Genomic DNA, 13,466 nt, shown 5'->3' on the forward strand with positions numbered 1-13,466 from the left:
CCCCCCGCCTCGCCGTCCCCCGCCTTCGCGGCGTCAGGCTCCGCACCCGGTACGGGCTTCGCGGCGCGCGCGGCCCCCGCCCGAGGCTCCGGCTCCGCCCCCGCAGCCCGTCCCTGCTCGCCCCCCGCCGGCTTCCGCGCCGCCCGCTGTCCCTCGCCTGGCTCCTTCCGCTCGTTCCCCTCGTCGCGCCGGGATGTCCCGGCCTCCTGCTGCCGGGACGTCGTGCCGTCCCCGGCGCGGTCGCCGTCGCCGTGCTGCTGCGGCTCGTCGGTCATGTTGTGCGGAACTCCTGCTTCGCTTCGTGCACCCGGTGCCCACGTACGCACCGAGGCGCGGGGCGGTCGGAACACGGTGCCCGCCTCGGCGGCTCGTGATCCCTCCCCCGTGTAAAACGCGTGGCGCGTGCGTACGGCTCCCCTCTAGGGTCGTGACTTTGGCCCGCGAGGCCGAATCCACACCATTCGCGCGGAAAATCCGCACCGAAAGAGAGGTCCCGTGCGCACCGTTCGGCTCTACGCGGCAGTCGCCGCCGGTGGGTTCCGCCGCTACGCGACGTACCGCTGGGCGACCTTCGCAGGGGTGTTCACCAACACGGTGTTCGGCGTCATTCTCGCCTATACGTATCGGGCGCTGTGGCAGGAGCGTCCCCACCTGGGCGACTACACGCTCTCGCAGGCCCTCACGTACGTCTGGATCGGGCAGGCGATACTCATGACCTCGATGGTCATGGGAGGCGGATTCGAGGTCGAGCTGATCGAGCGCATCCGCAGCGGCGACATCGCCGTGGACCTCTACCGGCCCGTCGATCTCCAGTCGTGGTGGCTCGCCGGGGACCTGGGGCGGGCGGCGTTCCACCTGCTCGGGCGGGGGATCGTGCCCTTCGTGGCGGGGGCGCTGCTCTTCGACCTCACGGTCCCCGCCGCGCCGTCGCGCTGGCTGTCCTTCCTCGCGGCGGTCGCGCTGGGGGTCGTGGTGAGCTTCGCGCTGCGCTACCTGGTGGCGCTCTCCGCCTTCTGGCTGCTCCACGGCGACGGGATCACGCGGCTGCACGTCTTCGTGGCGACGTTCTTCTCCGGCGTCTCGCTGCCGCTCAACGTCTTCCCGGGCCTGCTCGGTGAGGTGGCCCGCGCGCTGCCGTGGGCCTCGCTCGTGCAGGTCCCCGCCGATGTGCTGCTCGGTACGTACCAAGGGAGCGAACTGCTCGGCGTGTACGGCTTCCAGGCGGGCTGGGCCGTGCTGCTGCTCGCCCTCGGCCGTCTCGTCCAGTCCGCGGCGACGCGCAGGGTGGTGGTCCAGGGTGGCTGAGACGGCTGGTCCCACGGCGGTACGGGAGCGGGGCGCCCTGCGCACCGGGCTGCGCGCCTACCGGCTCGTGAGCCTCATGTGGGTGCGCTCGATGCTCGCGTATCCCCTCTCCTTCGCGCTGAACCTCTTCGCGCAGGCGGCGATCACGGGCCTGGACTTCGTCGTGATCCTGCTGATGTTCTCGCAGGTCGACGCGCTCGGCGGCTACGGTCTCGCGGAATTCGCGGTGCTCTACGGGCTCTCCTCGGTCTCCTTCGGGCTGTGCAACCTGTTCCTCGGCTCGACGCAGCGGCTCGGCCAGCGCGTGCGCGACGGCACGCTCGACGCGCTGCTCGTGCGCCCCGCGCCCGTCCTCGCGCAGATCGCCGCCGACCGCTTCTCGCTCAACCGGCTCGGGCGCACCTTCCAGGGCCTCGCGGTGCTGGCGTACGGGCTGAGCGCGGCGGGGATCGACTGGGACGCCGGGCGCGTCCTGGTGATCCCGTACGCGGTGGTGAGCGGCGCGGCGATCTTCGGCGCGGTGTACGTGGCGGGGGCGGCCTTCCAGTTCGTGGCGAACGACGCGGCCGAGGTGGAGAACGCGTTCACGTACGGCGGGCAGACGATGCTCCAGTACCCGCCGACGGTCTTCGCCAAGGAGGTGGTGCGCGCGGTGACGTTCGTGCTGCCGCTCTCCTTCGTCAACTGGGTCCCGGGCGCGTACCTCCTGGGCCGTCCCGCGCCGCTCGGGCTCCCGGCCTGGTGCGCCCTGCTGCCCCCGTTCGTCGCCGTCGCCGCGCTCGCGCTGGCCGGGCTCGCGTGGCGGGCCGGGCTGCGGGGGTATCGCTCGACGGGGAGCTGAGGGTGTCCGTGACCGGTGGTGGAAAGGTGGAGGCAGTGGAAAGCGACGACGTGATCGTCCTCGACGACCTGCGCAAGGAGTTCTCGCTGCGGCGCAGGACCGCGTTCCTGCGGTACGAGAAGCGCGCCGTGCGGGCCGTGGACGGCATCTCGTTCCGGGTGCGGCGCGGCGAGATGGTCGGGTACATCGGGCCGAACGGGGCGGGCAAGTCGACGACGATCAAGATGCTCACCGGCATCCTGACGCCCTCGGGCGGCCGGCTGCGGGTCGCGGGGCTCGATCCCGCGCGGCAGCGGCTCGCGCTGACGCGGCGGATCGGGGTGGTCTTCGGGCAGCGCACGACGCTGTGGTGGGACCTGCCGCTCATCGACTCGTACCGCCTGATGCGGCACCTGTACGACGTGCCGCTCGGGCGCTACCGCGAGACGCTGGACCGCTGCGTGGAGCAGCTGGAGCTGGCGGACCTGCTGCACGTGCCGGTCCGGCAGCTCTCGCTGGGGCAGCGGATGCGCGGCGACATCGGGGCGGCGCTGCTGCACTCGCCGGAGGTGCTGTACCTGGACGAGCCGACGATCGGGCTCGATGTCTTCTCGAAGGCGCGGGTGCGCGAGTTCCTGCGCGAGCTGAACGCGGAGCGGGGCACGACGGTGCTCCTCACGACGCACGACCTGACCGACATCGAGCAGGTCTGCACGCGGGTGATGGTCATCGACCACGGGCGGCTCGTGCACGACGGGGACCTGGCGGGGCTGCACGCGCTGGGCGAGAGCGAGCGGATGCTCGTCCTGGACCTGGAACGGGAGCTGCCCGCCGTCTCGGTGCCCGGCGCCCGTACGGTACGGGTCGAGGGGCCGCGGCAGTGGCTCGCCTTCCCCGCCGGGGCCTCGGCGGCGCCGCTCGTGGCGCGGATCGCGGCCGACTACCCGCTCGCCGACCTGTCGGTGCGGGAGCCGGACATCGAGTCCGTCATCGCGCGGATGTACGCGCGCGGCAGGAGTGACGCGGTGACCTCGTAGGGTGGTCGCATGACTGACGAGCGGGCCGAACTACCGCCCAGGAAAACGGACATGGCCAAAGCGCGAGCGGATGCCCCGCTCGCCGACGCGGAGTTGCGCGCCTCGGACGCCGACCGGGAGCGCGTCGCCGAGCGGCTGCGCGAGGCGGTCGCCGAGGGGCGCCTGGACATGGAGGAGTTCGACGTACGGCTCGGCGCGGCCTACGCGGCCCGCACGTACGGGGAACTCGTGCCGCTCACGCGGGACCTGCCGGAGAGCACGGGGGGCGCCGCGCGGTCCCCGGCTCCGGCTCCCGGCGGGGGCCGGGTCGGGCGGGTGGGCGCGGAGGCGACCTCGCGCGGGGCGTTCGCGCTCTTCGGCGGCTTCGCGCGCCGGGGCCGCTGGGTGGTCGGGAGGGTCTTCACGGCGTTCGCGATGTGGGGCGGCGGCGAGATCGACCTGCGCGAGGCCGATTTCGAGGACCGCGAGACGGTCATCCGCTGCTTCACGATCTGGGGCGGCATCGGCGTCGTGGTCCCGCCCGAGCTGCGGGTACGGGTCTCGGGCATCGGGATCATGGGCGGGTTCGGCGGCGACCAGTTCTTCGACGGGCCGCCCGACTCGCCGCAGGTCACCGTGAAGGGGTTCGCCCTGATGGGCGGGGTGGGGGTGCAGCGCAAGCGCAGGAAGGGCGAGAAGAAGGGGCGGCGCGAGCAGTTGGGCCCCTCTGGGGACACCCCCCGGCCGGAGGCTGAGGGGGATTGAGGAGCGGGGCTGGGGGCGGAGCCCCGTGAAGGCCCGTCCCGCCCCGCGTCAGAGCTGCGCCGGGGCCGCCCCCTTCAGGTCCGCCAGGTTCACCGTCTCCGCCATCCGCAGGTACCCCGCGTCGTTGAGGTGGAGGTGGTCGCCGCAGTCGTAGGCGGTGGCCAGGCGGCTGGGGCGGGCCTGGTCCCGCAGCGCCCGGTCGAAGTCCGCGTACGCGTCGAAGACGCGGCCCGAGCGGATCTCGGCGTTCACCGCCTGCCGGGTCTGCTCCCCGCGCGCCGTGTAGCCCCGGTGGCCCTCGAAGGGCATGAGCGTCGCGCCGACGACGTGCAGGCCCTTGGCGTGCGCCCGCGCGGTCAGCTCGCGCAGCCCGTCGACGATCCGCCGGGCGTCGTACTGCTGCGGGGCGCGCAGGATGTCGTTGATGCCGAGGTCGATGAAGACGGCCTTCACGCCGGAGCGGCCGAGCACGTCGCGGTCGAAGCGGTCGAGCGCGGCCGGGTTGTCGGCCGGGCGGCCCGTCCCGGCGAGCAGGACGCGGTTGCCGCTGATCCCGGCGTTGACGACGCTGTAGCGCGGCGCGCCCTGCTCGTCGGCGAGGCGGCGGGCGAGGCGGTCGGGCCAGCGGTGGTTGGTGCCGGTCGTGGAGTGGAGCCCGTCGGTGAGCGAGTCGCCGAGCGTGACGAGGGTCCCGGCGAGGCGGTGGCTGAGGACGTCGACGGCGGTGACGTACCGCCAGTAGGAGGACTGCGCGGTGTACGCGGCGCCGTCCGGGTCCCTCGTGCGGTCGCCCTCGGCGAGGTAGCTGGTCTGGCGGGCCTGCGCGTGGAAGGTGACGGGGCCGCTCGCGAGCGGCGAGTACGTCGTGACGAGGAGGTCCGCGTCGCCGGGGACGCTCATCCGCACCGCGTCGCTCACCCGCTGGCCGCCCGCGGGGATGACGACGGTGGTGCCGCCGTCGAAGGTGAGGCGGCGCAGGGTGCCGGCCGCCGCCGTGGGGTTGCCGGGCGCGGCGGCGAGGGCGACGGTCGCGCTCGTGATCGACAGCGGCTGCTGCCCGTACAGGTTGGAGAGGGTGACGCGCGTCGCCTCGCCCGCGACGGAGGTGTGCACGACGTTGCGGACCGAGCGGCCCGCGAGGCCCTGGAGCAGCGTGCCGGGCTCGGCGCCGCTCGGCGGCGCCGACCACGTACCGACCCAGCTCCCCGAGGAGGCCGGGGCGGCCGAGCCGCGCGCGGCGGGCGGGGCCGCCGTGACGGTGTCCTCGTCCTTGCTCCGCCCGGAGCCGGTCACGAGCAGGAAGATCGCGGTCGAGCACAGCACCACGAGGGCTGTGACGGCGGCGAGCACGCCATAACCGTGACGCTTGGTCATGTGCGGGGGTTCTCCTCGGACAGCGGGAGCCCGAGGCTCCGGTCGGACGATCCCATGATGCGACATGGGTGGGGGGCGTGCTGTACGCACCCTTCGTCCCGACAGACGCCGGGAATCGCAGATCCGTTCCCCCGGCGAACGGGGTAGGGACAATGGGACCGGCCCCTCGCGCCCCCGAAGCCCAGCTCCGGGCGATGCGCGGGGGGCCGCGACAGCGGGACGCGGCAGGCCACGAGGGCGAGGAAGGGGCGGCGGGGCGATGGGGACGCAGGGGGAGGGTGAGGCGAAAATCACGGGGGCGGGACCGGTGGCCGGAACGGAACCGGAACCCGGACCGGGAAGGACAGCGGGATCGGGCGCGGGAGCGGAGGACGGCATGGGCGGAGCTTCAGGGGGGCCGACGGGCGGGGACGGCTCGGAGGCGGGGGCGGAGCGGAGGGACGACCGTACGGGCGCCGACACCGCGCCGCCTCGTACCGGCGCCACCGTTCCGGCTCGTACGGGCGCCGGCGCCGCCACCGGCACCCCGCCCCGTGGACACTCCGTCGCCCGCGCCCTCGGCGGTGCCCGCAGTCCCGTCGACCTCACCCCCGCCGATCTGGAGAAACGCCGGGGCGTGCGGCGCATGAAGTCCTTCGCGCTCGGGCTGCTCCTCTTCGTCGCGGTCGTCTACGCGCTCGCGACGTGGCTCGGGCACCGTGACGCGGGCGCGTGGACCGGGTACGTCGCTGCGGCGGCCGAGGCGGGGATGGTCGGCGCGCTCGCCGACTGGTTCGCCGTGACCGCGCTCTTCCGGCACCCGCTCGGCCTGCCGATCCCGCACACCGCGATCATCCCGCAGAAGAAGGACCAGCTCGGGGCCGCGCTCGGCGGCTTCGTCGGCGAGAACTTCCTCTCCGGCGACGTCGTACGGGACCGGCTGCGCGGTATCGGCATCGGGCACCGGCTCGGCGAGTGGCTCGCCGAGCCCGCGCACGCCGACCGCGTGACGGCCGAGGCGGCGACGGCGCTGCGCGGGGCGCTCACGGTGCTGCGCGACAGCGACGTACAGGCCGTCGTCGGCGAGGCGATCACGCGGCGCGCGACGAGCGCGGAGGTCGCGCCCTCGCTCGGGCGGCTCCTGGAGCGCCTGGTGGCGGACGGCGGGCACCGCAAGCTCGTGGACCTCGTGTGCGTGCACGCGCACGACTGGCTCGTCACCCACCGCGACTCCGTCATGGACGCGGTGCAGGGCGGGGCGCCCGGCTGGACCCCGCGCTTCGTGGACAAGCGGATCGGCGAGCGCGTCTACAAGGAACTCCTCCGCTTCGTCACCGAGATGCGCGACATGCCCGACCACCCCGCGCGCGGTGCCGTCGACCGCTTCCTCGCCGACTTCGCCGCCGACCTCCAGGCGGACGGCCCGACCCGCGCCCGCGTCGAGCGCCTCAAGAACGACATCCTGGGCCGCGCCGAGGTGCAGGACCTCATCGCGACGGTGTGGGGCACGGTGCGCGGCATGATGGTCGCCGCCGCCGAGGACGAGCGCAGCGAACTGCGCCTGCGCGCCCGTGCCGCGCTCCTCTCGCTGGGCGGCCGGCTGAGCGCGGACGACCGGCTGCGCGCGAAGGTCGACGGCTGGGTCGAGGGCGCCGCGGTCTACGTCGTCTCGACGTACCGCACCGAGATCACCTCGCTCATCACCGACACGGTCGCGGGCTGGGACGCCGAGCACACCTCGCGCAAGATCGAGGCGAACATCGGCCGCGACCTCCAGTTCATCCGCATCAACGGCACGGTCGTCGGCTCGCTCGCGGGCCTCGTGATCTACACCGTCTCGCACGCGCTGGGGGCCTGAGGGGGCCGTACGGGGGCGGAAACTCCTGCGGGTGCGCGGGTGCGCGGGGGCCGTACGGGTGCGGCGCCCCGTGCGGGTGCGGCGCGCGCCGGTCCGCGCACCCCCCGCCGGACCCACTCACCACCCGCTTGGCTCCCTCGTCCCCGTATGAGCGCGCGCCCCAGGGGCATCCGGCGAATAGTGCGACCGCACACCCGTCGCGGTCGCCGCTCACGAGGAGGTACCGGATCATGGCCCAGCCTTCCGACGAGCGGCCCCCCGACGAGCGGGCCTCCGGAGCGCCGGACGACGCGGCGGACATCGCCGCGCCCGGGCACTCCGGCACCGGCACGATCACCACCTCCGTGCCCGCGCGCCTCGACCGCCTGCCCTGGTCGCGCTGGCACTGGATGATCGTCATCGGCCTCGGCACGGTGTGGATTCTCGACGGGCTCGAAGTGACGACGGTCGGCAACATCGCGGGCCGTCTCTCCGAACCCGGCTCCGGCCTGCCGATCACGTCCGCGCAGGTCACCGGGCTCGGCGCCGCGCTGTACGTCGCGGGCGCGTGCTCGGGCGCGCTCTTCTTCGGCTGGCTGACGGACAAGTTCGGCCGCAAGAAGCTCTTCATGGTGACGCTCGCGGTCTACCTCGGCGCGACCGCGATGACCGCGCTGTCCTTCTCGCCGTGGTGGTTCTTCGTCTTCCGCTTCCTCACCGGCTTCGGCATCGGCGGCGAGTACGCGGCGATCAACTCCGCGATCGACGAGCTGATCCCCTCGAAGTACCGCGGGCGCGTCGACCTCATCATCAACGGCAGCTACTGGCTCGGCGCGATCGGCGGCGCGCTGCTGTCGATCCTCGCCCTCAACACGGGCATCTTCCCGAAGGACGTCGGCTGGCGCCTCACCTTCGCGCTCGGCGTCGTGCTCGGCCTCGTGATCCTCCTCGTGCGGCGGCACGTCCCCGAGAGCCCGCGCTGGCAGTTCATCCACGGCCACGGGGACGAGGCGGAGGGCCTCGTCTCGGACGTCGAGAAGGGCGTGGAGGCCGAGAAGGGCAAGGAACTGCCGCCCCCGGCGGGCGAGATCACCATCCACGAGCGCAAGAGCGTCGGCTTCGGCCTCATCGCCAAGACGGTCTTCGCGCACTACCCCAAACGCGCCGTGCTCGGCCTCTCGCTCTTCATCGGGCAGGCGTTCCTCTACAACGCGATCACGTTCGGCTTCGGCGCGATCCTCACGAAGTTCTACGACGTCCAGAGCGGCCACACGGGTTACTACTTCGCCGTCATCGCGGCGGGCAACTTCATCGGCCCGCTCGTCCTCGGCCACCTCTTCGACACGGTCGGCCGCCGCATCATGATCGCGGGCACGTACATCCTGCCGGGCATCCTGCTCTTCATCACGGCCTGGCTCTTCGACCGCGGCTCGCTCGACGCGACGACGCTGACGGCCTGCTGGTGCGTCGTCCTCTTCTTCGCCTCGGCGGGCGCGTCGAGCGCGTACCTCACCGTCTCCGAGGTCTTCCCGATGGAGACCCGCGCGATGGCGATCGCCTTCTTCTACGCGATCGGCACGGCCGCGGGCGGCATCTCGGGCCCGCTCATCTTCGCCGACCTCACCGAGTCAGGCGTCCCCGGCGACACGGCACTCGCCTTCTCGATCGGCGCGGGCCTCATGTGCGCGGCGGGCCTCGTCGCGGCCTTCCTCGCGGTCGACGCGGAGGGGCGCGGCCTGGAGGACATCGCGAAGCCGCTGTCGCAGACGGAGAAGGCGGCGTAGGGGCGGGCGTTGGGGCGGGGGGGGTACGGGGCGACTCGTACCCCCCCGCCCCGCCACCGGCTCACCGCAGCCGCGTCCCCGCGAGTCCTCCGTCCACGTCCAGCGTCGTCCCCTGGACGAACGCCGCCTCGTCCGAGGCGAGGTACCGCACCGCGTACGCGATGTCGACGGGCCGCACGGGCACGCCCGCCGGGGTCGCCTTCGTCATCTCCGCGAGCTGATCGGCGCTCGCCGCCGTGCCGCGCGTCGCCGTGGCACCCGGGGCCACGCCGTTGACGCGCACCCCGCGCGGCCCGAACTCGGCCGCCCACGCCCGGGTGAGCTGCTCGACCGCCGCCTTCGTCGCCGGGTACAGCGCCTTGTACGGAACGCCGACCCGCGCCATCCACGAGCCCAGGTTCACGACGACGCCCGCACCGCGCTCGGCCATGCGCGGCGCGAGCGTCGCGACGAGGACGTGCGGCGCGCGGACGTTCGTCGCCCACAGCGCCTCCATCTCCTCGTCGGTGACCGCCGGGGTCAGGAAGCCCGGGTAGACGCCCGCGTTGTTGACGAGGATGTCGACCCGGCCGCCGAGCGTCGCCTGGGCGCGCTCCGCGAAGGCCCGGATCTCGCCGGGCGCGGCGCCGAGGTCGGCGGTGAGCGCGTGCGCGCGCCCGCCCGAGGCCGTGATCGTGTCCACGACCCCGCGCGCGCGTCCGGCGTCCCTGCCGCTCACGAGCACTTCGGCCCCCGAGGCGGCGAGCACCCGGGCGACGGCCTCGCCGATCCCCCCGGTCGAGCCGGTGACCAGCGCGGTGCGCCCGGCGAGGGCGGAGCCGGAGGGGAGGGAGGACAGGATCTCTTCGTTCGTACGCATGCCTCCAGCCTGTCCCGCGCACCGGACCCGTCCCTTGCCGGAAACGCTCAACCGCTTGCCGGATCACGCCACCGGGCCCGGCGGACGCGCGCCGCGATGCCGCCTGGATACGGTCGCCCCATGGACGAAGCGACTGCCCGCAGCCTCGGCCGCGCGACGGACGTCGTGGCGCGGCGCGCGGACGACACGGCCGCGGCGGAGCGGCTCGGGCTCCGGCTCGGCCGCCTGCGCACCATCCCCGGCGGCCTCGCCTACCAGCGGTACACGCCGTCCCTCTCCGTCGTCCTCGCGGGCCGCAAGCGCTCGGTCGTCGGCGACGACGACCAGGTCTGGGGCCTCGACCGGTTCCTCATCACACCGGTCGACCTCCCCGTCCTCTCCGGCGTCGTCGCGACGGACGAGCGGTACGGGTTCCTCTCGGCGCGCTGGCGGCTCGACCCCGCCCTGGTCACGGAGGTCGCCGCCGCGATGCCCCGCCCCGCCCGCCGCCCCTCCGGACCGCTGGACCGGCTCGGCACCTGGACCCCCGCGCTCGCCGACGTCTTCGCCCGCCTGCTCGCTCTCCTCGACGAGCCCGAGCACATCCCGCTCCTGGCCCCGCAGTTCGCGCGCGAGACCGTGCTCCGCCTGCTCCAGACGACGCAGGCGCCGCGCGTCCTCGCCGCGATCGACGCGCACGACCCCGTCGTCCCCCGCGCCGTCCGGCTCCTCACCGAACGGATGGCCCATCCGTGGACGCTCGACGCCCTCGCCGCCGAGGCCGGCGCAAGCAGGGCGACGCTGTCCCGGCGCTTCAGACAGGCCACGTCCATGACCCCGATGCAGTACCTCAAGCGACTCCGCCTCGGCGAGGCCCGCCACCGCATGGTCGTGCGCGGCGAGTCGGCGGCCCGCGCCGCGTCGGCGGTCGGCTACCGCAGCGCCCCGCACTTCACGCGCGACTACCGCCTGGTGTACGGGACTTCACCGGCCGCCGACGCGGCCGATGCGCGCGAACGACTGCGGGACTGGGGCGGGTGAGGCGGGGCGTACGGGGCGGGGTCGCACGGCCCCGTATCCCCGCCGTGGCCCGCCCCGCACCCCCCTCCTCTCAGCCCGCCGCGTACACCGCGAGCCCCGCCAACTGCCCGGCGGGCCAGCCGGTGTTGGCCGTGAACCGGACGCGCACGTACCGGGTGTTCGCCGTCGAGGCGAGGGTGATGGTGACGCTGTTGGCGTCCTTGGCCGGGTCGAAGACGCGCCCGGCCGGGGCGGAGAGCGAGGTGAAGGCGGAGCCGTCGGCGGAGCCGAGCACCTCGACGGTCTGCGTCCGCTTCGCCCAGGCCGCGTCGGGCGGCAGCGACAGCACGAGCCTGCGCACGGGACGGCTCGTGCCCAGGTCCACCTGAATCCACTGCGGGAAGCTGTTGTTGGGGCTCTCCCAGTACGAACGCGCGTCGCCGTCCACGGCGTTGCCGGGCGCGTAGCCCTGCGTCTGGCCGCTCGCGGTGGCGATGCGGCGCAAGGCCAGGTCACCGGTCGGGAGTTCGGGATCGCCGCCGCCCCCGAGGACGGTGGGTGTGGGCCGTTGCTCGGTGAGCGGGATCTCCCCCTTGAGCAGCTTCCCGCCGTCGCCCGTGAGACGGAGGTAGTAGTCCGGGGAGCAGGCCGTGCCGTCCTCGTCGAGGGCCTTGATCCCGGACCCGGCGGGCACGTCGGCTGCCGTCGCGGCGGTCTTCGCGATCTGGTTCGCCTCGTTGTACTCGTCGAACATCGAGATGTAGATGCCCTGCACCCCGACGCGCTTCATGTTATAGAACTGCCGCCACATGAAGTCGCCGTGGGCCCGCGCCCCGCCCTGGAGGTCCCCCGGCAGGACGCACGGCTGGTAGTCCACGCCGTTCGCCGTGCAGTCGGCCTGGTCGGGGGTGTTGACGTTCGCGTAGAAGTTGTCGGCGTCGGCGACCGAGCCGATGCGCCCCACCATCCACGGCGAGAGCATGTCGAACGCGTGGTACACGTCCGTGTAGCCGGCGCGCGAGTCCTCGACGCCGCGCCGCCAGTGCGTCGGCACACCGCCCATCACATAACACCCCTGGTCCTTGAACCAGTTGACGACGTCCAGGCAGACCTCGGCCGACCACGTCTTGTTGGGCTCGTTGAAGCCGAAGCCCCAAATCCCCACCACCGGCTTGCCGTTCTGGTAGGCGTACGCCGAAGAGGACGTGTACGCCTTCATCTTGCTCAGCCAGTCGGCCTTCATCTCCGGCTGCATGTTCGTCCAGCCGGTGGCGTCGTACATGATGTAGAACTTGCGCCCGTGCTTCTCGGCCGCTAGCCGCACCTTCTCCGCCATGGCGTCGCGCGTCGCGCCCTCGCCGCCGTTGGGGTTGAAGCGCTGGAGCGCGGCGGTGTCGATCCCGTACTCCCGCATCCACCGGAAGTGCGTGTCCACGGTCTGCTGGTCGTACGAGGAGAAGAGGTTCGCGGGCTTGCCGTTGCCGAGCGCGGGATACGCGCTGCGGTAGGTGTGCTCGTACTCGCTCACGTCGGGCCAGCTCACGATCGCGGTGTTGGCCGGGGACGGCGGCTGCCCCCAGTTCTGCGACCAGTGCCACCACCCGTTGATGGGCGCGCCGTCGCCCGAGCAGGCGAACCAGCCCTGGTAGCCGACGGTGATCTTCCCGACGACGTCCCCGGGCGGCGAGGCGAGGGGAGCGGGGGAGGCGGTGGCGCGGGTTTCCCCGGCGGCCTGCGCGGAGCCCGCGGCGGCGGAGACGGCACCGGCCGCGAGCGAGCCGGCGACGAAGGTGCGGCGACGGAGACCGGGGAAGAGGGGGGACGCGGGAGCGGGAGCGGAGGGGGTTTCGGGCATGCGCGTGTCAGCCATGTGTGTCCTCGCGGTGCGGCTCGATGGTGGGGGCGGTGCGGGGAGAGCACGCGGCGGCTCGGGCTCCGCGGTGACCGTACGGCCCCGGCAGTCCGGGGACAAGACGGCGGAACGCAATTTCATGACCGCACCCCGCAACTTGCTGATGACGCCGTGCGACATCCCTGGGAGCGCGCGGAGCCGGACGGACCCGCGAGCGGCCCGAGGAACGGCACGAGCGCCGCCGCCGCACACAGCCCGCCGACGCCGTACCACACGAGGTCGTACGCGCCACTGACCTCACGCACGCTCCCCGCGACCCACGACAACAGCGCGGCCCCGGCCTGGTGCGCCCCGTTGACCCACGCGAGCGCGAGCGGCGCGCCGGGCCCGAAGTGGCTCCGCGCGAGCGCGGCGACGGGCGGCACGGTCGCCACGTCGAGCAGCCCGAACACCACGGCTAACAGGGCCACTTCGGGCCCGGCGCCGCGTCCGAGCGCGACCGGCAGGCTCACGAGGCTCAGTGCCCGCACGGCGAAGTACCCGGTGAGCAGCCGCCGCGGATCGCGCCGGTCGCTCAGCCATCCCGAGCCGATCGTGCCCGCGACATTGCACAGCCCCGCGAGCGCGAGCAGCGCCGAGGCGGTGGTGACGGGGATGCCGTGATCGTGCGCGGCGGGCGTGAAGTGGTTCCACATCACGCCGTTCGTGGACGCGCCGCACACGGCGAAGAGGGCGGCGAGGAGCCAGAGCGCGGGGCGCCGCGCGAGGCCCCCGTACCGCGTCCGGCGCGCGCCCCGGACGTCCGGCCCGAGGCCCAGCAGGGCGAGGAGCGCGCCCGCGAGTCCGAGCGCGCCGAGCACGTACAGGAGCGGCCCC

11 protein-coding genes and 1 pseudogene are annotated in these 13,466 nt (G+C 73.6%); 7 read left to right on the plus strand and 5 right to left on the minus strand.

All coding sequences use genetic code 11. The annotated features are described in order from the left end of the window. A pseudogene (locus G3I42_RS01755) lies at nt 1-275 on the minus strand (hypothetical protein); the annotation flags it as partial. A gap of 220 nt (nt 276-495) precedes the next feature. Between G3I42_RS01755 and G3I42_RS01760 the strand changes: the two are divergent. Genes G3I42_RS01760 through G3I42_RS01775 form a run of 4 tightly spaced genes read left to right on the plus strand, consistent with a single transcriptional unit; the run spans nt 496 to nt 3,906 of the window. After that, the gene (locus G3I42_RS01760) at nt 496-1,305 is read left to right on the plus strand and encodes an ABC-2 family transporter protein (protein WP_164282090.1); all 810 of its coding nucleotides are present in this window, start codon (nt 496-498) and stop codon (nt 1,303-1,305) included. After that, the gene (locus tag G3I42_RS01765; RefSeq protein WP_164282091.1) at nt 1,298-2,146 is read left to right on the plus strand and encodes an ABC transporter permease; all 849 of its coding nucleotides are present in this window, start codon (nt 1,298-1,300) and stop codon (nt 2,144-2,146) included. Before G3I42_RS01760 ends, G3I42_RS01765 begins: the two co-directional genes overlap by 8 nt. A 26-nt stretch (nt 2,147-2,172) precedes the next feature. After that, entirely contained in the window at nt 2,173-3,162 is a 990-nt protein-coding gene (locus G3I42_RS01770) for an ATP-binding cassette domain-containing protein (RefSeq protein ID WP_164282092.1), read from the plus strand. Between the two features lie 51 nt (nt 3,163-3,213). Next, nucleotides 3,214-3,906, plus strand: coding sequence for a DUF1707 domain-containing protein (locus G3I42_RS01775; RefSeq protein WP_164282093.1), 693 nt, complete (start codon nt 3,214-3,216; stop codon nt 3,904-3,906). Between the two features lie 48 nt (nt 3,907-3,954). On the opposite strand, the gene G3I42_RS01780 is transcribed toward G3I42_RS01775, so the two are convergent. Next, on the minus strand, nt 3,955-5,280 hold the full coding sequence (locus G3I42_RS01780; RefSeq protein WP_164282094.1) for an SGNH/GDSL hydrolase family protein: 1,326 nt from the start codon (nt 5,278-5,280) through the stop codon (nt 3,955-3,957). Nucleotides 5,281-5,539: 259 nt separating this feature from the next. Here G3I42_RS01780 and G3I42_RS01785 point away from each other — a divergent pair, with 259 nt between their 5' ends. After that, nucleotides 5,540-7,117: a DUF445 family protein gene (locus G3I42_RS01785; RefSeq protein ID WP_203606234.1), complete on the plus strand. Its 1,578-nt coding sequence runs from the start codon at nt 5,540-5,542 to the stop codon at nt 7,115-7,117. Between the two features lie 230 nt (nt 7,118-7,347). Continuing rightward, a complete protein-coding gene (locus G3I42_RS01790; protein ID WP_164282096.1) occupies nt 7,348-8,880 on the plus strand; it encodes an MFS transporter in 1,533 nt (510 codons plus the stop codon). 61 nt (nt 8,881-8,941) lie between these two features. Here G3I42_RS01790 and G3I42_RS01795 read toward each other — a convergent pair whose 3' ends face one another. Beyond that, nucleotides 8,942-9,739: an SDR family oxidoreductase gene (locus G3I42_RS01795; RefSeq protein WP_164282097.1), complete on the minus strand. Its 798-nt coding sequence runs from the start codon at nt 9,737-9,739 to the stop codon at nt 8,942-8,944. A 120-nt stretch (nt 9,740-9,859) separates the two neighbouring features. Between G3I42_RS01795 and G3I42_RS01800 the strand changes: the two genes are divergently transcribed. Beyond that, nucleotides 9,860-10,759: an AraC family transcriptional regulator gene (locus G3I42_RS01800; protein ID WP_164282098.1), complete on the plus strand. Its 900-nt coding sequence runs from the start codon at nt 9,860-9,862 to the stop codon at nt 10,757-10,759. Between the two features lie 70 nt (nt 10,760-10,829). On the opposite strand, the gene G3I42_RS01805 is transcribed toward G3I42_RS01800, so the two are convergent. Together G3I42_RS01805 and G3I42_RS01810 are read right to left on the minus strand one after the other, a co-directional pair. Continuing rightward, a complete protein-coding gene (locus G3I42_RS01805; protein ID WP_164282100.1) occupies nt 10,830-12,593 on the minus strand; it encodes a discoidin domain-containing protein in 1,764 nt (587 codons plus the stop codon). 134 nt (nt 12,594-12,727) lie between these two features. Then, on the minus strand, nt 12,728-13,466 hold a 739-nt coding region (locus G3I42_RS01810), incomplete at its 5' end, for an MFS transporter (RefSeq protein WP_164282099.1).

Origin of the sequence: Streptomyces sp. SID11385 (assembly GCF_010548245.1) — a bacterium.
Classification (GTDB): domain Bacteria; phylum Actinomycetota; class Actinomycetes; order Streptomycetales; family Streptomycetaceae; genus Streptomyces.